Below are 18,940 nucleotides of genomic sequence, written 5' to 3'. Positions count from 1 at the left end.
CATTCACAGGGTGAAACGTCAGGATTTTTGAGCCATGCGTTATTTGCATAGGTGCACTGCAATATTATCGGTGGCAAACCGCTCTTGGATTGGCTATCTATTGAACATGGATGTTGCGATGCAGCATCCCACATATCAGCCTCCCTGCTGATATCGGTTACATGTATTCCTCCCAATCACATGTAACCTGTATTGTCGAAAGACAATACCTCCCTGTTAGACTAAGCCGGCCTCTTCATTGAGGCCGGTCTTTTTTTTCTCCCGCATCAATTTTGAACATATGTTCAGACAGCATGGCTGCCATGTCATTTTGGCGGTTTTAATCTCTGTCCGAAACCCGACATATAATTAAGATGATGCGCAACGCATCGTCTGATGGCTGGATTTTTCCGGCCGGGACAAGTGGCACCCTCCCTATCCTGCTTGTCCCACGCATCTTTTCAGATGCACCTCCCTGTCAGACTGGCCGGCCATGCAAATGGCCGGCTCTTTTTTTGGGATCAGCCGTGATGATCGCTGATCTTGCCTTCCTTGAACAGATAGTCCTTGAGCTCCTTGTCCAGCACCGGGTCCCGGCGGCGGATCCATTCGAGGACCATGGCGGCATGTTCCTTTTCCTCATCGCGGTTATGCTCGAGTATCCGCTTCAGCTCCGGATCCTTGCAGGCATCGACCCGCTGGTTGTACCAGTCGACGGCTTCGAGCTCTTCCATCAGGGAAACAATCGCCTTATGCATATCCCGCGTTTCATCGGAAAGCTCTTCAATGGGTTCGTGATATCCTTCGCTGGCCATTATGCCTCGTCCTCCTTGACGTTGTTTCGAATGATTCCAATCTTACTGTCTTATTGTCAGCAAAACCAGCCGCAATCGCAACCCGTTACGTAAAGTTTTATGGAGGTCGCCGCCGGGGCCAAAGATAAGGCTCCCGCACGGCGGGCATTACATGAACAGCGCCTCGCCCTTCATGTCCTTATAGAGATCAGCGACATAGTCCCCATAGCCATTGTAAAGAACCGTCGGAATCCGCTCCCCCGTGCCGATGTCCCGCTCCGTCGCCTGTGACCAGCGCGGATGCGGCACCTCCGGGTTGATATTGGCCCAGAAGCCATATTCCGACTTCGCCAGATTTTCCCAGAAGCTGACCGGCCGCTTGTCCGTGAAATGGAAACGAACCAGAGATTTCGCATGCTTGAAGCCGTATTTCCACGGCACGGCAAGGCGCAAGGGCGCGCCGTTCTGTTTTGGCAGCGGCTTGCCATAAAGGCCCGTCACCAGAAAGGCGAGATCGTTGGTCGCTTCCTCCATGGTCAGCCCCTCCGTATAGGGCCAGGGATACCAGAACTGCCGCTGGCCGGAGGCCATGGCGCTGTCTTCAAAGGTTTCCATCACCACATATTTCGCCGATGACAGGGGCGCGGCCAGCTTCACCAGCTCTTTCATGGGAAATCCGCTCCACGGCACGACCATGGACCAGGCTTCCACGCAGCGATGGCGGTAGAGGCGTTCCTCCAGCGGCATCCGGGCCAGCAGATCATCGATATCGAGCTGCTGCTCCTTCTCCACCATGCCGTCGATCGTCACCGTCCAGGGGCTGGTTTCCAATTTTTGCGCCGCCGAATGGATTTCCTTGTGCGAGCCGAACTCATAGAAATTATTGTAGGTCGTTACAATTTTCTCATCCGTCAGCGGCCGGCTGACCGTATAACGGTCGTTTCGCGGGACCGGATACAAGGAAGACCCGGCCGCCGCCGGAGCCGCGAGAAGCGCGCGCGGCAGCCCGGTCATGGCGGCCGATCCGACAAGGCCGACCGCCGCCATGCCGCGCAATATGGCGCGGCGGTCCTGATAGATTGTTTCCGGGGTCGCTTTACCTTCGGGAAGTTCCCAGCCTTTCGGCGTCTTGATCAGCATGTGCTCATCCTTTCCTTGACCCTCGATCCGCACAAATGATCTCTCTCTGCCCGAACCGACACAAGTCAACTGTCCGTGAGCGTGGAACGCGTGCCTAGGTCCGGCTTTGCAAAACCTTGTCGGCCCCCTGCCCCGTCAGCTCCTGCAAATGGTCAAATTCACCGCGATAGGTGCCAAGCCCCAGCGTGGCGGAGCGCAGGTCGATGATCAGATCATGCACCTCCGATTCCGGGATCATCGCCAGCAGCACATCCCAGCCGTCCCAGCCACTGCGGGCATCAAAGCCGAGAATTTGCCCGCGTCGTCCGCTGACAATGCTGTTGACGCGCGAGGTATGTTCGGACGGCATGGCGATTTCCACCTTGTAGATAGGCTCCAGCAGGACCGGATCGCATTTCGGCATTCCCTCGCTCATGGCAAGGCGGGCGGCGGACCGGAATGAGTTTTCGGAGCTATCCACCGAATGAAACTGCCCGTCAAACAGGGTCACCGCCACATCGACGACCGGGAAGCCGAGCGGTCCTTCGGCGAGATATTCACGCACCCCATGCTCCACCGCCGGGATATATTGCCGCGGCACGGAACCGCCGACGATCTTTTCCTCGAAATTGAAGCCCGAGCCGCGCGGCAACGGCTTAATCTCGATATGCACATCGCCGAACTGGCCGTGCCCGCCGCTCTGCTTCTTGTAGCGGGCATGCTGTGTCGCCGCCTTGCGGATGGCCTCCTTATAGGCGACCTTCGGCCGTCGCGCGCGGACATTCAGCCCGTATTTGCTGCGCATCCGGTCAATGGCAACGTTGAGATGGATCTCCCCCTGCCCCCAGAGCAGCAATTCCTGCGTGTCCTGCCGATGCTCCACCCGGAGGGAGTTATCCTCCTCCACGATCTTGGCGAGCACGGCCGACAGCTTGACCTCGTCTTCCCGTTTTTCCGGGAAAAGCGAGACGCTGTAAACGGGGATTAACAACTCCTCCTCCGGCAGATGCGTGGTGCTGTCGACTGCGAGGATATCCCCCGTCCGCGCCTGATCCAACCGCCCGAAGGCAACGATTTCCCCGGCCCCCGCGCTGTCACGTTTTTCGGATTTGGCACCTTGCAGGCGGAAAATGCCGCCGATCCGCCCGGCATCAAAAGTCTCCCCATCGCGCACCGGCCCGGACCAGATACGGGCGAGTGACAGCTTGCCGCCCTGCGCCGACATATAGGTCTTGAGAATTTGCGCGACCGGCGCGCCGGAGGAGGCGCCGACCCCGGCCCGCGCCGCCGCAAGCGACGCCTCCGGCACCTCATGGCGAAGCGCCTTCAACAGCCGCCGGACGCCACTGTCATTTTCGGCCGAGCCCAGAAAAACCGGCGTAACCAGCCCCTCGCGCAGGTCATTTTGCAACAGTGCGTAGATTTCCTCCCGCTCCGGCTTGATATCCTCCAGCAGCTCCTCCATCAGATGATCATCGAAATCCGCCAGCTTTTCCAGCATGGCAAAGCGGGAGGTTCCCTCCTCCTCCGCCATTTCCGGGGGCAGGTCGATAATGCGGGACGCCTCCCCCTCCTTGTAGACATAGGCCCGCTCGGACGCGAGATCGACATAGCCGCTGATGATATTATCCTTGAAAATCGGCACTTGGCGCAGCACCAGAGCCCGCTCCGTCACCGCCTGCAGCGAATTGAACAGCTCATGGACGGAACCGCGCGCCTTGTCCATCTTATTGACAAAGATAAAGGTCGGCAGCTTCTTCTCCTGCAGGCTTTTGAGCAGCGGCGTCAGCGTCAGAACCTTCGCCTCATCCGGTTCGCACACGACCACCGCCGCATCCACACCCTTCAGGGCATTTTCCGTTTCCTGGAAAAATTCGATCGAGCCCGGACAGTCGAGAAGATAAAAATCATCGCCCAGATAATTGATGTGACCGGCATTCACCTCGACGCCCATCTGCCGTTCCCGCGCCTCGCGGGAGCTGTCGCCGCAGGTCGTTCCCGCCTTGATGCTTCCCTTGCGATCCGTCTCACCGCAGATATGAAGAATGGCCTCAAGAAGTGTGGTTTTGCCGCTCGAATAGGGGCCCACCAGCGCAATGCTGCGAGGCCCCTCCGGTTTGTCTACGACCATGACGCGCCTCCCTTTTGTTAGATTTTTCTAATGTTCCACCTCCGGCCCGGCAGGTGCAAGAAAAATCTGCCACCGCCGCCGGAAGGCGCGGAAAACCGACCGGGACGCGCGGCGGTACAGCTTCGTTCAGACGGAAATAAAAAAGGCGGCCGAATCATCGGCCGCCTTTGATGGGGATATGTCGTGCGCTTATTTCAGGCTGGCGCAGAACCGCTGGATCCGTTCGCACGCTTCCGTCAACGCCTCCGTCGAGGTGGCATAGGAAATACGGAAATTCGGGGACAGGCCGAAGGCCTCCCCATGCACGACGGCGACGCCCTCGTTCTCCAGCAGGGCGGAGACGAAGTCGAGGTCATTTTCGATCAGCTTGCCCTCCGGCGTTTTCTTGCCGATGCAGCCAGCGCAGGACGGATAAACATAGAAGGCTCCTTCCGGCAGCAGGCAGTCGATCCCGGCGGCCTGATTGAGCATGCTGACCACCAGATCGCGTCGTTCCTCGAACACTTTGGCCCGCTCGGCAATGAAATCCTGCGGCCCGTTCAGCGCCTCGACAGCCGCATACTGGCTGACCGAACAGGGGTTCGACGTGCTTTGCGACTGGATCGTCGCCATGGCCTTGATCAGCGGCACAGGCCCCGCGCCATAGCCAATCCGCCAGCCGGTCATGGCATAGGATTTGGAAACGCCGTTCATGGTCAGCGTCCGGTCATAGAGGGAGGGTTCAACCTCCGCCGGGGTGACGAATTTGAAGTCACCAAAGACCAGATGCTCATACATATCATCGGTCATGATCCAGACATGCGGATGGCGGACCAGCACATCGGTCAGGACTTTCAGCTCTTCGCGGTTGTAGCCCGCGCCGGACGGGTTGGACGGCGAATTGAAAATTAGCCATTTGGTTTTCGGCGTGATCGCGGCTTCCAGATCCTCCGGCTTCATCTTGAAGTTATTTTCCTTCGTCGTCGGCACGATCACCGGCGTTCCGCCGCCGAGCAGCACCATATCCGGATAGGAAACCCAATAGGGCGCGGGGATGAGCACTTCATCGCCCGGGTTCAGCGTCGCCATCAGGGCGTTGTAGATAATCTGCTTGCCGCCCGTGCCGACCGTCACCTGCGCCGGTTCATAGTCGAGATTATTGTCCCGCTTGAACTTGGCGCAAATCGCCTTTTTCAACTCCGGAATACCGTCCACTGCCGTATATTTTGTCTTGCCTTCCCGGATCGCGCGAATGGCGGCTTCCTTGATATTGTCCGGCGTGTCGAAATCCGGCTCACCCGCGCCAAGACCGATCACATCGCGTCCGGCCGCTTTCAATTCCGCTGCCTTTGCCGTCACTGCAATCGTGGCAGATGGTTTGATTCGTCCCAGGCTTTTGGCAATAATAGACATGATTTTGATTCTCTTTCGGCTAAAAAATCCTGCTCGGGCACATGCCCGCAAGCAACAGAGCTATAGCGTTAATTGCCTGTCGAGACCACCCGTTTTTTGACGATTTTCCATTCATTCTCCCATATTTTCCGCCCTTTTTCAGCAGAAGGGAGAAAATAGGCGGCGGCCTTTTTCAATTTGCCCTGGTATTGCGCCTGCTGTCCTCTGTATCCCGTTCGGTGCGCGCTTTGAACCGGCCAAAACTTTCCGACGCCTCCTGCATGATCCAGTCACGAAAGGCCGAAATGCGGGGCCGGTCCGCCGTCGCTTCCGGGCAGACGAGATAGTAGGAATGATGCGCCTGGATCGGCTGCAGATCGAACGGCTGCACCAGCCGCCCGGCCAGCAGGTCATCAGCGGCCAGCGTGCTCCGGCCGAGAGCAATGCCCTGCCCTTCAATCGCCGCCGAGAGCAGCATGGAGCTGTCATTGAAGCTCGGCCCTTTCTTGGGGTCCACATCAGTCACCCCGGCCATGGTCAGCCAGGCCTGCCAGTCAATGCGCATATCGTCATGCAGCAGCGTATGGTGCTTCAGATCCGCAGGCGTGCGCAACGGGTGCCGCCCCTCAAGCAGCGCCGGACTGCACACCGGAAACATCACCTCCTCCGTCAGCAGCTTATCGACCCGCAGGCCCGGATAATTCCCGTGGCCATATCTGACCACCACATCCACATCCTCGCGGTTGAAATCCGTCAGATGGTCGGAGGCGGAAAGCCGTACATCGATATCGGGATGCGCCTCGCGAAAGCGGCTGAGACGCGGCAGCAGCCAGCGCGCCGCAAAGGAGGGCAGCGTGTCCACATGCAGGGCGCCGGACGCATCCTGCCGCATAATATTATCTGTTGCGACGCCAATCGCCTCCAACCCCTTGCGCACGCCAAGGAGATAGGTCTGCCCTTCCTTGGTGAGGATCACCGCACGGTTCAGCCGCTTGAACAGCGGCACCCCCAGCCATTCCTCCAGCGCCTTGACCTGATGGCTGACCGCCGCGGGCGTCACAAACAGCTCATCCGCCGCCTTGGAAAAACTCAAATGCCGGGCCGCGGCCTCAAAACTGCGGACGGCTTTCAACGGGGGAAGGCGCATTTCCGGATCCCTTTTCAGATTAGAAATTCTAATACATTTTATTAGATTTTGTCGTTTGCAATCAACCCCTGAAATTGACAAATATACGCCATTGATAAGAGCCGATGTGATGCGGCGAAGGGCGCCGCCCTGTTTTTTGAAGGAAAAGTAAAATGTCTGTAAAAAGCAACGTAAATGGCAGAAACCTGCATTTTTCTCCGGTCGTCAGCCGGTATGGCTTTCGCAGCGTTGTGAGCGCCGCGGCATCGCTGATCCTGCAATGGCAGCAACGCGCGGCAGAGCGCATCCATCTTGCGGATATGGACAAACATGACTTAACCGATGTCGGCCTGACATTTGCGGATGTCCGCCCCGAAACCGAAAAGCCGTTCTGGCAGTCCTGAGTTACCCCCCAGCCCGGAGCATCAACTGCACCCTTCCTGTCCGCAGGCTCCGGGCAACCCGAACCCTTTTTCCGCTGATTTTTCCGGACAACTGGAATAAGCTTTCACCGACCCCATATTATGGATGGAAATCCGTGCCCCTTTGGCCTATAAACGGATCATGCAGAAAGAGAACAAACCGGAAACAATGACTCTGGAAGAAGCCCCGGCGATTTTTATCCCGCACCGGCCCGCCCGGCCCGAGAAATCGGAAGGCGGCATCCCGTTCGAAGTGGTCTCGGAATATGAGCCGGCGGGCGACCAGCCGGAGGCCATCGCCGGGCTTGTGGACGGGCTGAAACAGCAGGAACGCGACCAGGTTCTGCTCGGTGTCACAGGGTCCGGCAAGACCTTCACCATGGCCAAGGTGATTGAAAAACTGCAACGGCCGACACTGATCCTCGCCCATAACAAGACCCTCGCCGCGCAGCTTTACGGGGAGATGAAAGCCTTCTTCCCCAACAACGCGGTGGAATATTTCGTCTCCTACTATGACTATTACCAGCCGGAAGCCTATGTGGCGCGCACCGATACCTATATCGAAAAAGACGCCTCGGTGAATGAGCAGATCGACCGGCTGCGCCATAGCGCGACCCGCGCGCTGCTGGAACGCGATGACGTGATCATCGTCGCCTCCGTCTCCTGTATCTATGGTATCGGATCGGTGGAGACCTATAGCGAGATGACCATGGATCTGAAGGTCGGCGAAAATTATGACCGCCAGCATCTGCTGCGCCAGCTTGTCGAAATCCAGTACCGGCGCAATGACGCCAGCTTCACCCGCGGCACCTTCCGCGTGCGCGGCGACACTATCGAAATTTTTCCCGCCCATCTGGAAGATCGCGCGTGGCGGCTGTCGCTGTTCGGCGACGAGTTGGAGGCGATTGTCGAGTTTGACCCGCTGACGGGAGAGAAGAGCGGCAGCCTCAAGGAAGTCCGCATCTATGCCAACAGCCATTATGTGACGCCGAAACCGACCCTGCGGCAAGCGCAGGAGCTGATTAAAAAGGAGCTGAAATCCCGCCTCGCCGAGTTCGAGGCGCAGAACAAGCTGCTGGAAGCGCAGCGGCTGGAGCAGCGGACCACATTTGACCTTGAAATGATGGAGGCGACGGGCGCCTGCGCCGGGATTGAGAATTATTCCCGCTATCTGTCCGGACGCGGCCCCGGGGAGCCGCCGCCGACGCTGTTTGAATATCTGCCCGACAATGCGATTTTGATGGTCGATGAAAGCCATGTCACCGTTAGCCAGATCGGCGCCATGTATCGCGGCGACTTCCGCCGAAAATCCACCCTGTCGGAATATGGCTTCCGCCTGCCCTCCTGCATGGATAACCGACCGCTGAAATTCGAGGAATGGGAGACCATGCGCCCACAGACGATTTTCGTCTCGGCCACCCCCGGCCCGTGGGAGATGGAACGCACCGGCGGCAGTTTTGTCGAACAAGTGATCCGCCCGACCGGCCTGACCGATCCGGACTGCATCATCCGCCCCGTGTCGCAGCAGGTCGATGATCTGATGCGCGAGTGCAAGCTTTGCGCCGCCAAGGGGGAGCGGGTGCTGGTCACCACCCTCACCAAGAAAATGGCGGAGGATCTGACCGAATATTTTCATGAGAACGGCATCAAGGTGCGCTATCTGCATTCGGATATCGACACGCTGGAACGGATCGAGATTATCCGGGATCTGCGCCTTGGCACCTTCGATGTGCTGGTCGGCATCAATCTGCTGCGGGAGGGGCTGGATATTCCCGAATGCGCCCTTGTCGCCATATTGGATGCGGACAAAGAAGGGTTCCTGCGCTCCGCCACCTCACTGATCCAGACAATCGGCCGCGCCGCGCGAAATGTCGATGGCCGTGTTATTCTCTATGCGGACAAAATCACCAAAAGCATGCAGTTCGCCCTGGATGAAACCAAACGGCGTAAGGACAAGCAGGAAGCGTTCAATGCGGAGCATGGCATCACCCCCATGTCGGTGCGCAAGAATATCGGCGATATCATGCAAAGCGTCTATGAACAGGACCACTATAATGTGAGCTTGGGCCTGGAAGAGGCGAGCCATATGATTGGCCATAACCTCACGGCGCATATCGAGGATATGGAGAAGAAGATGCGCGGCGCCGCCGAAAATCTGGAATTTGAGGAGGCCGCCCGCCTGCGCGATGAAATCAAGAAATTGCAGGACCGGGAACTGGGCATCGGCGGCCCCAACAGCGGGAGGCCACAAGGCCGGTCCCGCAAGGGCAAGGCCGGCACCGCGCATGTGCTGGGCGGGCGCAGCCGAAACTGACGCGACGGATCAGTTTTCCACTGCCATAAAGCCGAAGCTGCGAATGATCTCCCCGCCCTCATCGGACTGGATGAAGTCATAGAACTGCTTGGCGGAATGGGTGTCATGATCCTTGATCAGGGCCATGCCATAAACAATCGGCGGATGGGACTCCTCGGGGAAGGTTGTCACCAGCCGGATATTTTTCGCCAGCTTGAGATCGGTGCCGTAAATAATGGCGTAAGGCACCTCGCCCCGCTCCACCAGCGCCAGCACGGCCCGGACATTCGGCAACATGACGGCCTTTTTCTGCACGTCTTCCCACAGGCCGAGATTTTCCAGCGCCCCCTTGCTATAGGTGCCGACCGGCACGCTTTCCGGATCGCCAATGGCAAGACGGCCATCGCCCAGAAGCTCCGGCAATTTTGCAACATCAAAATCCATCACTTCGGGGGTTTCCTTCGGCGCAACCAGCACAAGGCTGTTGGACGCCATGGTCACCAGACTGCCCGGCACCAGCATCTTTTCGTCATCCAGAAATTGCAGCCATTTCATATTTGCTGACACAAAAACATTGGCCGGGGCGCCCTCGCTGATCTGGCGGGCCAGCGTCCCGCTCCCCGCGAAGGAGGCAATCACCGGCAGGCCGGGCTTCTCCTCGAACCTCTCGCCCAGGGACGATATGGTTTCCGTCATGCTGGCTGCCGCAAAAACGACGACCTCATCCCCCGCCGCGCGGGCCGGACCGGAGAAAGGCAGCAAGATGGCCAGCAAAAGCAGTGCGCGCCATATATTTCTTTTTTTCAAATCGGCAGCCATTATGACAGCCCCCTCCGGGCAATTCGTGAAACGTGAAATAATATGATAGTCTATTGATAGACTTTCGACAGTACAAGATATTGAGTCATTCATGCCCTTGCTTTCAAAGATATTTTTCACGGTCACCCTGCTTCTTTTCACAACGGGCTGGCCCGGGCCGCTGCCTGCAAAATCCCCCGCGCCCGAAAACTGCGCCGCGCGGCCGTTCGATCAGGGCAGGCTCTGGAAAGTATCGAAAGACGGTATTCCGACGAATTATGTTTTTGGCACCATGCATTCGAAGGACCCCCGCATCCTGCATTTGCCGGGAATTGTCATGCAGGCCTTTACCGGGGCGGGCACGGCCATTTTTGAAACCTCCCTGAGAGACAATGACATCGCCCGCTCACGCGCGCTCATGCTGCTGCCCACCGGGGACAGTCTTAGGGCACGGCTCGGCGATGCGCGGTTCGGCCGCCTGCTCGGCATCGCAGAACGCTATGGCCTGACGGCAGACACGCTCGACCGTTTCAAAATATGGGCGGCGGCGGCCGTTATCAGTCAACCGCCGCCTGACCCGGCAACCGGCCAGCCCCTCACCCTGCTCGACAAGGAGTTGGAAAAATCCGCGCTGCAAACGGGCAAGCGCGTACTTGCCCTTGAAAGCAATGACGAGCAGCTTGCGATTTTTGATGCGATGCCCGAAACCGTGCAGATCGAATATCTGGATCAGGCTATTTCGGAAAACCCGCGCTTGAATGAAGAGCTGGAAACATTGACCAGCCATTATCTTGCCGGGCGGACCGGCTGGATCGCCTGCGATCTTGAAGAAACGCTCAAAACGGCAAGCCCCGACCTTGATCGGGTCATGACGGAGGAGCTGATCGACAAGCGCAACCGTCGCATGGTGGAACGCATGCTGCCGGAGCTTGCAAAAGGGAACGCCTTCGTCGGCATCGGCGCCCTGCACCTGCCCGGCGCGGAGGGGGTTCTTTTCCTCCTGCGTAAACACGGATTTTCTATCGAGCGAAAATACTGACATTTCAACAGCCGGAACGGCATCTCTCTGTTTTCCTGACGTCCCGGATCCTCCGGATCGCCCCCGCCAGAAAATGCAATTTTTAGTGTTTTTTGCCCTTTTACAGGCAAAGGGTCGTGTCTATATAACAATGAATTGTCTTGACGGGGCTGCAGCGACGATATGACGGCGACAGAGAATAAGCTCCAGGGTGTTTGTGCAATATGATGTATCTACAGGTGGCTGCGGGGCTGGTTATTCTACTGGTCTGCGGCGAACTTCTGGTTCGAGGGGCTGTTTCTCTTGCTGAACACGCCGGTGTTTCCAAACTTCTGATCGGCTTTACAGTTGTTGCCTTCGGTACATCAGCGCCGGAACTCGTGGTTTCGGTTCAGGCCGCTCTCGATGGTATGCCGGGCATCGCCTTCGGTAATGTGGTCGGCAGCAATATCGCCAATATCCTCCTCGTGATGGGCCTGCCTGCGCTTATCTATCCGCTCTTCGGCGATCCCCGCTCGGCAACGCGGGATACCTGTTTCATGCTGGCCGCCTCGCTTATGCTGATTGCCTTTGCCTGGATGGGGGTCATCGGTTTCTGGCAGGGCGTCATCTTTGTCACCTTCCTCATTACCGTCATTGTCACCTCCTACATTCGGGCGCGGAAAGAAGGCGCCAAGGATGTGGATGAAGCTCTTGAAGAATATGAGCAGAATATGCCCAAACATCTGGGCTTCAGCCTGCTGTTCATTCTTATGGGGTTGGTGGGGCTGGTGCTTGGCTCGCATCTGCTGATTGGCGGGGCGGAAATGATTGCCCGCGCCGCCGGTGTTTCCGATGAAATTATCGGTCTTACCCTCGTTGCGCTCGGCACCTCCCTGCCCGAGCTCGCGACCTCCATCATCGCTGCCGTTCGCCGCCATGGTGACGTCGCCATCGGCAATGTACTCGGCTCCAACTTCTTCAATATTGCCGCCATTCTCGGTATCACCGTTATCATCGAGCCCATGGCAACGCCGCTCCAGATCCTGCATTTTGATCTCTGGGTAATGCTGTTTGTCTCCTTCCTGCTGGTGCCACTGTTCCTGCTCCGCATCAGGATAGGCCGGATTGTGGGAATAATTTTCTGTGCGGCTTATGTCACCTATGTCCTGCTTCAGTTTTATGGTATGTCCGGGACCGGCATCACATAATATCAGGCAGCAACACCGGGGTATTCCACCATGTCCAAAAACGCGCTGATAACCGGAGCGGGCCGGCGTATCGGACGGGCCATTGCCTGCGCGCTTGCGGAAAAGGGCTGGGGCGTCGCCCTGCATTATCGCCATTCGGCGGATGCGGCGCAAACGCTGCACGGGGAAATCACCGCGCGTGGCGGCCGTGCCGCGGTCATACAGGCCGACCTTGCAGAGATCGCAGATGTCCAGCGGCTTGTAGCAGAGGCGCGGGACGCCCTCGGCCCGCTGCACTGTCTTGTCAACAATGCTTCCCTGTTCGAGAATGATACCCTTCATGATGTAACGGCAGAGAGCTTTCATACGCATATGGATACAAATCTGCTTGCCCCGCTGTTGCTGACCCGGGATTTCGCCCGCCAGCTTCCGCCTGGCGAGAAGGGCAATGTGATCAATATCGCGGATCAACGGGTCTTCAATCTCAGGCCCGATTTCCTGTCCTACACCCTCAGCAAGACCGGGCTGTGGACCCTCACCCAGACAGCAGCCATGGCGCTTGCCCCGCAGGTGCGGGTCAATGCCATCGGGCCCGGACCAACGCTCGCGAACAGCCGACAAAGCGCCGATGATTTCCGGGCGGAGCAGGCGTCCGTCCCTCTCGGCTATGGTCCCAGCCCGGAAGAGATTGCCCTTGGCGTGCTGTTCATCCTCGACGCCCGGTCCATGACCGGCGAATTTATCGCCCTCGACGGCGGTCAGCATCTGCCGACATCCGGCCAGATGAACGCGGAGACTTCCCATGAATAAATCGACACCGCTTACCGTTCTGCACCCGCTTGACAAGCTGGTCAATCCCGGCAAGACCCATAAGATCTTTATCCGCGATCTGGTGATCGACATGCTGATCGGTGTCTATTCCCATGAGAAAACCACGCCGCAGCCGGTCCGCATCAATATTGAAATGACGGTCAGCGATGCCACCGGACCGATTGACGATAACTACAGAAATGTCGTCTGCTATGAGACCATCACAAATCATGTCATTCGCATGGCAACCGGGGAGCATGTCAACCTGGTCGAGACCCTCGCCGAAAGGACAGCCGCGATCTGTCTTGCCAATGAACGGGTTAGCCTCGTGACGGTGAAAATCGAAAAGCTGAATGCCATCAAAAACACCTCGAGTGTCGGCGTTGAAATTCTCCGCACAAGAGGGTGAAAATGGCGTCAGGAGACTGGAATCACTAAAATTTTCGGAAATGTCATCGATAGTTGTGCACATTGGGCGAGGATCGGGCTGATTCTGCAATTACCCCCGAATAAAATCTCGAAAAACTCCGGCAGGCTTCCTTGACTTTTAAAAAATTCAACTATTTCAGATAGTTATAACTTTGATTAAAAAATAGGCATCTTCGTGAAAGGCTAGGTTTCCTCGGCCTTGCAGGTGTCTTCGGACAGCTTATTCACAAAGTTTTCCACAGGAATCGTGGATAGTGTAAAAAAACTGTAACGGCAGTCCATGGACATATTTTTTTCAACCTCTAATGTCTCTTACAGATAGGGGGGTTAGGGTCTTTTACTGAGGATGCTTTTAACTATACCTTGCAAGCAACGCCGGGCCCGGCGCCAGCAGAATTAGATAAATGATGGATCAGAATACCGAATCAAATGAAAAGACCAGCATCTCCCCCTTCCGTCGCGGGGCGGAGGTGATTGAGCGGTTTCTGAAAACCCTGCCGGGCAGTCCGGGGGTATACCGCATGATCGGGACGGACGGTCAGGTTCTCTATGTCGGCAAGGCGAAAAACCTTAAAAAGCGTGTCAGCTCCTATATCAAGGCAACAGGGCAATCGAGCCGGATCATGCGCATGGTGTCCCTCACCCGGTCGATGGAATTCGTCTCCACCCATACGGAGGTGGAAGCACTGCTGCTGGAAGCCAATCTGATCAAGAATCTGAAGCCGCGCTACAACATCATCCTGCGCGATGACAAATCCTTCCCCTATATCCTGATCACCGGTGATCATGACTGGCCGCAGATCACAAAGCACCGCGGCGCCCGCAATCGCAAGGGCGAATATTTCGGTCCCTTCGCGTCCGCCGGGGCAGTCAATGAGACACTGGCAACTTTCCAGCGGCTGTTCCCGCTCCGCTCCTGCTCGGATTCCGAATTCCAGAACCGCACCCGCCCCTGCCTGCAATATCAGATCAAGCGCTGCTCCGGCCCCTGCGTCGGGCTGATCAGCCGGGCGGATTATCTCGATGTGGTGGAAGAGGCGCGCGGCTTTCTCTCCGGTAAGAGCCATCAATTGCAGGAGAAGCTGGTCAGCCGCATGCAGACCGCCTCCGATGCGCTCGATTTCGAGCAGGCGGCCATATTGCGCGACCGGCTGAAGGCCATGGCCCATATCCAGTCGCGCCAGACCATCAACCTGCCGTCCGAAGACGAGGTGGATGTCATCGCCGCCTATCAGGAGGGCGGGCAGACCTGCGTGCAGATCTTCTTCCTGCGCTCAGGACAAAATTTCGGCAACCGGGCGCATTATCCATCCCATAACAAGGACGATAGCCCCGCCGACGTGCTGGCCGCCTTCATCGGTCAGTTCTATGACAGCCGCCCGGCGCCCCGGCGCATCTGGACCAGCCATGAACTTCCCGATGCAGAGTTGATCGGCGAGGCCCTTTCGATCACAGCGGAGCGCGTCGTGCGGATCGAGACGCCGAAGCGCGGGCCGAAAAAGGAAATGGTCGATCATGCGCTGATGAATGCGAAGGGAGCACTGCTTCGCCGGATGGCCGAGAATGCGAGCCAACGCAAGCATCTGGAAGGGGTGGCGGAGGCTTTTGACCTGCCCGAGCCGCCGCAGCGCATCGAAGTTTATGACAACAGCCATATTTCCGGCACCCATTCCGTCGGAGCAATGGTTGTGGCCGGGCCGGACGGGTTCGAGAAAAAGGCCTATCGCAAGTTCAATATCAAGAACAGCGCCCTCACGCCCGGCGATGATTACGGCATGATGCGCGAAGTGCTGACGCGCCGCTTCTCCCGCCTGCAGAAGGAAGATCCGGACCGGGCCGGGCCGGACGCCTCCGGTTCCCGCGAGCAATGGCCCGATCTGGTCCTGATTGACGGCGGACAGGGGCAGCTCAATATCGCGCAGGAGGTATTCGAAGAGCTCGGCATCAGTGATGTGACCCTTGTCGGCATCGCAAAAGGACCGGACCGCAACGCCGGACGCGAACGTTTCTTCATCCCCGGCAAGGCGCCGTTTTCATTGCCGGAAAAGGACCCGACTCTCTATTTCCTGCAGCGGCTGCGGGACGAGGTGCATCACTTCGCCATCTCCACCCACCGGGCGAAGCGATCAAAAGCCATCGGCCGGTCGCCGCTCGATGACATTCCGGGCATTGGCGCGAAACGCAAGAAGGCCCTGCTCAACCGCTTCGGCTCGGCCAAGGGCGTAGAACAGGCGGCTCTCGGCGATTTGCAGGCCGTTGAGGGGATCTCCCGGGCAACGGCCGAAATCATCTATAATTTTTTTCACGAGAAAAGCTGACTTCTGCTCTTTTATAAAAGCAAACCCCTGCCTATACTGGCTTTTTCAGCAGACCGTCGGCGACCAGAATTTATATGCTCCTAAGCCTGCCTAATATACTCACCCTGTCGCGGATTATGGTCATTCCGCTGCTGCTCGCATCGCTGTTCCTGCCGGGCACGCTGGCGAGCTGGATTCCGCTCGGGCTGTTCGTGGCGGCGGGCATCACCGATTTTCTCGACGGCTATTTCGCGCGCCTGTATGGCCAGACATCCAAGCTCGGACGGTTTCTCGATCCTGTTGCGGATAAGCTGCTGGTGGCCTCTGCCCTGCTGGTGCTGGTCGGCATTGACCGGATCAGCGGCTGGGTCCTGATTCCGGCGACGATCATCCTCTGCCGTGAAATTATGGTCTCTGGCCTGCGCGAATATCTCGCTGAGTTGCGCGTCGGCATGCCGGTGAGCAAGCTCGCCAAATGGAAAACCGCAGCGCAGATTTTCGCCCTCTGCTTTCTGCTTGGCGGTCCGGCCGTCACGCAATATGTCGATGCCATCCAGATCGGCGAGGTCCTGTTGTGGGTCGCCGGCCTGCTGACCGTCTGGACGGGATATGACTATCTGCGCCTCGGCCTCAAACATATGATGGATGACGGCCCGTCGGTACAGAGCTGATACAGGGTCAGGCTTGATTTGCATGCATATCATCGGCATTTCAGGATGGAGCGGAAACGGCAAGACAACCCTGCTGACGCGCCTTATCCCGGCCCTCAAGGAACGCGACTATGACGTTTCCACCATCAAGCATGCGCATCACCGCTTCGATATCGACCGGCCGGGCAAGGATTCCCATCGCCATCGGGAGGCCGGGGCCGGTGAAGTCCTGATTTCCTCTGCCCGCCGCTGGGCATTGATGCATGAAAACCGCGACGGGGCGGAAGCCTCGTTCGAGGAAATTGTGCAAAAGATTACGCCTGTCGATTTCCTGCTGATCGAAGGGTTCAAGTCGGAAAACTTCCCGAAGATTGAAGTCTGGCGCCCCGAAAGTGGCAGTGCTCCGCGCTATGGGGAAGATAGCAGCATCATCGCCCTTGCGACAACGGCGCGCGGATATGACGCGCCGATCCCAGTTCTGGATCTGGATGATGAGCAGCAAATTGCGGATTTCATTATCGGACATTTCCGGGGAGAGGCCGCACCAGTCCACGCGCTGCAGGGCGACTGCTTCGCACAGGGGGAAGAGATCCTGAGCGCCCGTGATGCGATTGCCCTTATTGCCACATCGGCCGATATTGCCGTCGGGCAGGAAAGCTGTCCCCTTATGGAGGGATGTGGCCGGGTGCTCGCGGCGGATATGCATTCCTCCCTCGATTTGCCACCCGCAGATAACTCCGCCGTGGACGGCTATGCCTTTCGGCATCGCGACTATCTGGAAGACCCGGCCCTGCCTCGGGTTGTGGCGGGATACAGCAGGGCGGGGCATCCCTTTGCGGGCAGGGCGGGAAAGGGCGTTGTCAAGATACTGACCGGCGCCCTGATGCCGGAGGGACTGGATAGCGTCGCCATGGTCGAGCATGTCCATCTGGACGGCGACCGCATCCGCCTACCCAAGGGGTTGCAGCCCGGTGAGAACCGCCGCAAAGCGGGGGAGGATATCCGCAAAAACCAGCTTCTTCTCGAGCGCGGCCACCGTCTCCGGCCACAGGATGTCGGGCTGCTTGCCTCTGTCGGTATTTCACAATTGCCCGTCTACAATCCGCTGCGCGTGGCGCTGTTCTCCACAGGCGATGAACTGCTGGAACCGGAGCAGCCGCCCGCCCCCGGCCATATCCATGACAGCAACCGCTATATGCTGCTGGCACTGCTGCAAAAGCTGGGATGCGAGACCAGCAATCTCGGGATCCTGCCTGATGAGCCGGAGGCAATTGAAACGGCCCTTCGTCAGGCCGCCCGGCAGCATGAGATCATCATCACTTCCGGCGGCGTCTCCGTGGGCGATGAGGATCATGTCAAACGCATTCTCGCGCGTATTGGTCGGCTGCATTTCTGGCGCATCGCCATCAAGCCCGGACGCCCCCTCGCCCTCGGCCAGATCGGCAGCACCGCCTTCATCGGCCTGCCCGGCAATCCGGTCTCCACGCTTGTCTGCGGGCTTCTTTTCTTGCGCCCGCTGATCCAGCGCCTGTCCGGCGCGCGGCAAACCCCACCGCTGCATTTTACTGCCACGGCCGACTTCACCTATGAGAAAAAACCGGGCCGCCGGGAATGGCTGCGCGCGCGGTATCACGCGGCGGCGGATGGCCCCGGCAGCGTCGAGATATTTCCAAGACAGGGTTCCGGCATTCTCTCTTCCGCGGCCTGGGCCAACGGGCTGGTCGAAATTGGCGAAGACTGCCGCTATATTAACAAGGGAGACATGGTACAATTCCTTCCCTTTTCGGAGTTTACGGGATGAAAATTCTCTATTTTGCGTGGCTGAAAACAAAGCTGCAGATGAACGGGGAGACCCTGCCCTGGGCGGCGGAACGGCCCGATACGGACAGCCTTGTCACATGGATGCAGGAGCGCGGGCCCGCCTTTGCGGAAGTCTTCAGCGATCGCGATGTTGTCCGCATCGCCGTCAATCAGGAATATATCATCGGCAACACCCCGATTTCCGAGGGTGACGAGATTGCCTTTTTCCCGCCGGTCACGGGGGGCTGAATGATCCGCATCCAGCAGGAAGCCTTCGACACCGGCGCCGAGATTGCCGAAATCAGCAAGGGTCGCACCGATATCGGCGCCATTGTCAGCTTCACCGGGCTGGTGCGGGATTTTAACGATGGCCGCAATATCACGGGCCTGGTCCTCGAACATTACCCTGGCATGACAGAGCGGGAGCTTGCGAAAATTGAGGCGGAAGCCCATCAGCGCTGGCAATTACAGGCGAGCCGCATCATCCACCGCTATGGCAACCTTGCCCTTGGCGAGCCCATCGTGCTGGTGATTACCGCCTCTCCCCACCGTCAGGACGCGTTTGACGCCGCCAATTTCCTGATGGATTGGCTGAAAACGAAAGCGCCCTTCTGGAAAAGCGAGATGACAGCCGATGGCCGCACTGTCTGGGTGGAAGAGCGTACAAGCGACATCGACGCCGCGCGGCGCTGGCAGAAGTGAGAACCCCCACACCGCCCGATCCGGGGCACGGC

The 18,940-nt window shown here is 58.1% G+C and carries 17 protein-coding genes; 11 read left to right on the top strand and 6 right to left on the bottom strand.

The window, feature by feature from the left end:
• Positions 1-500: 500 nt before the first annotated feature.
• The 5 genes from CMN55_RS14550 to CMN55_RS14530 all read right to left on the bottom strand — a co-directional run bounded on the left by CMN55_RS14550 (position 501) and on the right by CMN55_RS14530 (position 6,541).
• Positions 501-794: a ferritin-like domain-containing protein gene (locus CMN55_RS14550; protein ID WP_293950573.1), complete on the bottom strand. Its 294-nt coding sequence runs from the start codon at positions 792-794 to the stop codon at positions 501-503.
• 147 nt (positions 795-941) lie between these two features.
• On the bottom strand, positions 942-1,913 hold the full coding sequence (gene msrP / locus CMN55_RS14545; protein ID WP_293950571.1) for a protein-methionine-sulfoxide reductase catalytic subunit MsrP: 972 nt from the start codon (positions 1,911-1,913) through the stop codon (positions 942-944).
• A gap of 94 nt (positions 1,914-2,007) precedes the next feature.
• Positions 2,008-4,023: an elongation factor G gene (locus tag CMN55_RS14540; protein ID WP_293950569.1), complete on the bottom strand. Its 2,016-nt coding sequence runs from the start codon at positions 4,021-4,023 to the stop codon at positions 2,008-2,010.
• Between the two features lie 189 nt (positions 4,024-4,212).
• The gene (locus CMN55_RS14535) at positions 4,213-5,415 is read right to left on the bottom strand and encodes a pyridoxal phosphate-dependent aminotransferase (RefSeq protein ID WP_293950567.1); all 1,203 of its coding nucleotides are present in this window, start codon (positions 5,413-5,415) and stop codon (positions 4,213-4,215) included.
• A 172-nt stretch (positions 5,416-5,587) separates the two neighbouring features.
• Entirely contained in the window at positions 5,588-6,541 is a 954-nt protein-coding gene (locus tag CMN55_RS14530; RefSeq protein WP_293950565.1) for a transcriptional regulator GcvA, read from the bottom strand.
• A gap of 152 nt (positions 6,542-6,693) precedes the next feature.
• Between CMN55_RS14530 and CMN55_RS14525 the strand changes: the two genes are divergently transcribed.
• Together CMN55_RS14525 and uvrB are read left to right on the top strand one after the other, a co-directional pair.
• The gene (locus tag CMN55_RS14525; protein WP_293950563.1) at positions 6,694-6,924 is read left to right on the top strand and encodes a DUF1127 domain-containing protein; all 231 of its coding nucleotides are present in this window, start codon (positions 6,694-6,696) and stop codon (positions 6,922-6,924) included.
• Positions 6,925-7,111: 187 nt separating this feature from the next.
• Complete coding sequence (gene uvrB / locus CMN55_RS14520; RefSeq protein WP_293950561.1) at positions 7,112-9,256, top strand: excinuclease ABC subunit UvrB; 2,145 nt, start codon at positions 7,112-7,114, stop codon at positions 9,254-9,256.
• A 9-nt stretch (positions 9,257-9,265) separates the two neighbouring features.
• Here the strand turns inward: uvrB and modA are convergent, their stop codons facing one another.
• Positions 9,266-10,054: a molybdate ABC transporter substrate-binding protein gene (modA, locus tag CMN55_RS14515; RefSeq protein WP_293950559.1), complete on the bottom strand. Its 789-nt coding sequence runs from the start codon at positions 10,052-10,054 to the stop codon at positions 9,266-9,268.
• 91 nt (positions 10,055-10,145) lie between these two features.
• Between modA and CMN55_RS14510 the strand changes: the two genes are divergently transcribed.
• The 9 genes from CMN55_RS14510 to CMN55_RS14470 all read left to right on the top strand — a co-directional run bounded on the left by CMN55_RS14510 (position 10,146) and on the right by CMN55_RS14470 (position 18,908).
• Positions 10,146-11,072, top strand: coding sequence for a TraB/GumN family protein (locus CMN55_RS14510; RefSeq protein ID WP_293950557.1), 927 nt, complete (start codon positions 10,146-10,148; stop codon positions 11,070-11,072).
• A gap of 203 nt (positions 11,073-11,275) precedes the next feature.
• Positions 11,276-12,241 (top strand): calcium/sodium antiporter, encoded by a 966-nt coding sequence (locus CMN55_RS14505; RefSeq protein ID WP_293950555.1) that lies wholly within the window; start codon positions 11,276-11,278, stop codon positions 12,239-12,241.
• Positions 12,242-12,271: 30 nt separating this feature from the next.
• Positions 12,272-13,030: an SDR family oxidoreductase gene (locus CMN55_RS14500; RefSeq protein WP_293950553.1), complete on the top strand. Its 759-nt coding sequence runs from the start codon at positions 12,272-12,274 to the stop codon at positions 13,028-13,030.
• The gene (locus tag CMN55_RS14495) at positions 13,023-13,439 is read left to right on the top strand and encodes a dihydroneopterin aldolase (RefSeq protein WP_293950551.1); all 417 of its coding nucleotides are present in this window, start codon (positions 13,023-13,025) and stop codon (positions 13,437-13,439) included. Before CMN55_RS14500 ends, CMN55_RS14495 begins: the two co-directional genes overlap by 8 nt.
• A 427-nt stretch (positions 13,440-13,866) precedes the next feature.
• Complete coding sequence (uvrC, locus tag CMN55_RS14490) at positions 13,867-15,777, top strand: excinuclease ABC subunit UvrC (protein WP_366932086.1); 1,911 nt, start codon at positions 13,867-13,869, stop codon at positions 15,775-15,777.
• 74 nt (positions 15,778-15,851) lie between these two features.
• Positions 15,852-16,427 (top strand): CDP-diacylglycerol--glycerol-3-phosphate 3-phosphatidyltransferase, encoded by a 576-nt coding sequence (pgsA, locus tag CMN55_RS14485; RefSeq protein WP_293950547.1) that lies wholly within the window; start codon positions 15,852-15,854, stop codon positions 16,425-16,427.
• Positions 16,428-16,449: 22 nt separating this feature from the next.
• Entirely contained in the window at positions 16,450-18,207 is a 1,758-nt protein-coding gene (locus CMN55_RS14480; RefSeq protein ID WP_293950528.1) for a bifunctional molybdopterin-guanine dinucleotide biosynthesis adaptor protein MobB/molybdopterin molybdotransferase MoeA, read from the top strand.
• A complete protein-coding gene (gene moaD, locus CMN55_RS14475) occupies positions 18,204-18,455 on the top strand; it encodes a molybdopterin converting factor subunit 1 (RefSeq protein ID WP_293950527.1) in 252 nt (83 codons plus the stop codon). The genes CMN55_RS14480 and moaD overlap by 4 nt, the downstream gene beginning before the upstream one ends.
• Positions 18,456-18,908 (top strand): molybdenum cofactor biosynthesis protein MoaE, encoded by a 453-nt coding sequence (locus CMN55_RS14470; protein WP_293950526.1) that lies wholly within the window; start codon positions 18,456-18,458, stop codon positions 18,906-18,908. It abuts the gene before it with no gap.
• Positions 18,909-18,940 lie beyond the last annotated feature (32 nt).

The sequence above is a fragment of the Sneathiella sp. genome (assembly GCF_002694385.1).
Classification (GTDB): Bacteria; Pseudomonadota; Alphaproteobacteria; order Sneathiellales; family Sneathiellaceae; genus Sneathiella.
The sequence above is the reverse complement of the archived record's forward strand: the minus strand, read 5'-3'. Positions and strand labels throughout refer to the sequence as shown.

What these genes read in the sequence shown, in the direction of transcription:
- CMN55_RS14470 (WP_293950526.1), top strand. Translation starts at nt 18,456, where the DNA reads ATGATCCGCATCCAGCAGGAAGCCTTCGACACCGGCGCCGAGATTGCC.
- CMN55_RS14480 (WP_293950528.1), top strand. Translation starts at nt 16,450, where the DNA reads ATGCATATCATCGGCATTTCAGGATGGAGCGGAAACGGCAAGACAACC.
- CMN55_RS14525 (WP_293950563.1), top strand. Translation starts at nt 6,694, where the DNA reads ATGTCTGTAAAAAGCAACGTAAATGGCAGAAACCTGCATTTTTCTCCG.
- pgsA (WP_293950547.1), top strand. Translation starts at nt 15,852, where the DNA reads ATGCTCCTAAGCCTGCCTAATATACTCACCCTGTCGCGGATTATGGTC.
- moaD (WP_293950527.1), top strand. Translation starts at nt 18,204, where the DNA reads ATGAAAATTCTCTATTTTGCGTGGCTGAAAACAAAGCTGCAGATGAAC.
- CMN55_RS14505 (WP_293950555.1), top strand. Translation starts at nt 11,276, where the DNA reads ATGATGTATCTACAGGTGGCTGCGGGGCTGGTTATTCTACTGGTCTGC.
- msrP (WP_293950571.1), bottom strand. Translation starts at nt 1,913, where the DNA reads ATGCTGATCAAGACGCCGAAAGGCTGGGAACTTCCCGAAGGTAAAGCG.
- uvrC (WP_366932086.1), top strand. Translation starts at nt 13,867, where the DNA reads ATGGATCAGAATACCGAATCAAATGAAAAGACCAGCATCTCCCCCTTC.
- CMN55_RS14495 (WP_293950551.1), top strand. Translation starts at nt 13,023, where the DNA reads ATGAATAAATCGACACCGCTTACCGTTCTGCACCCGCTTGACAAGCTG.
- CMN55_RS14530 (WP_293950565.1), bottom strand. Translation starts at nt 6,541, where the DNA reads ATGCGCCTTCCCCCGTTGAAAGCCGTCCGCAGTTTTGAGGCCGCGGCC.
- CMN55_RS14540 (WP_293950569.1), bottom strand. Translation starts at nt 4,023, where the DNA reads ATGGTCGTAGACAAACCGGAGGGGCCTCGCAGCATTGCGCTGGTGGGC.
- CMN55_RS14510 (WP_293950557.1), top strand. Translation starts at nt 10,146, where the DNA reads ATGCCCTTGCTTTCAAAGATATTTTTCACGGTCACCCTGCTTCTTTTC.
- CMN55_RS14535 (WP_293950567.1), bottom strand. Translation starts at nt 5,415, where the DNA reads ATGTCTATTATTGCCAAAAGCCTGGGACGAATCAAACCATCTGCCACG.
- uvrB (WP_293950561.1), top strand. Translation starts at nt 7,112, where the DNA reads ATGACTCTGGAAGAAGCCCCGGCGATTTTTATCCCGCACCGGCCCGCC.
- CMN55_RS14500 (WP_293950553.1), top strand. Translation starts at nt 12,272, where the DNA reads ATGTCCAAAAACGCGCTGATAACCGGAGCGGGCCGGCGTATCGGACGG.
- modA (WP_293950559.1), bottom strand. Translation starts at nt 10,054, where the DNA reads ATGGCTGCCGATTTGAAAAAAAGAAATATATGGCGCGCACTGCTTTTG.
- CMN55_RS14550 (WP_293950573.1), bottom strand. Translation starts at nt 794, where the DNA reads ATGGCCAGCGAAGGATATCACGAACCCATTGAAGAGCTTTCCGATGAA.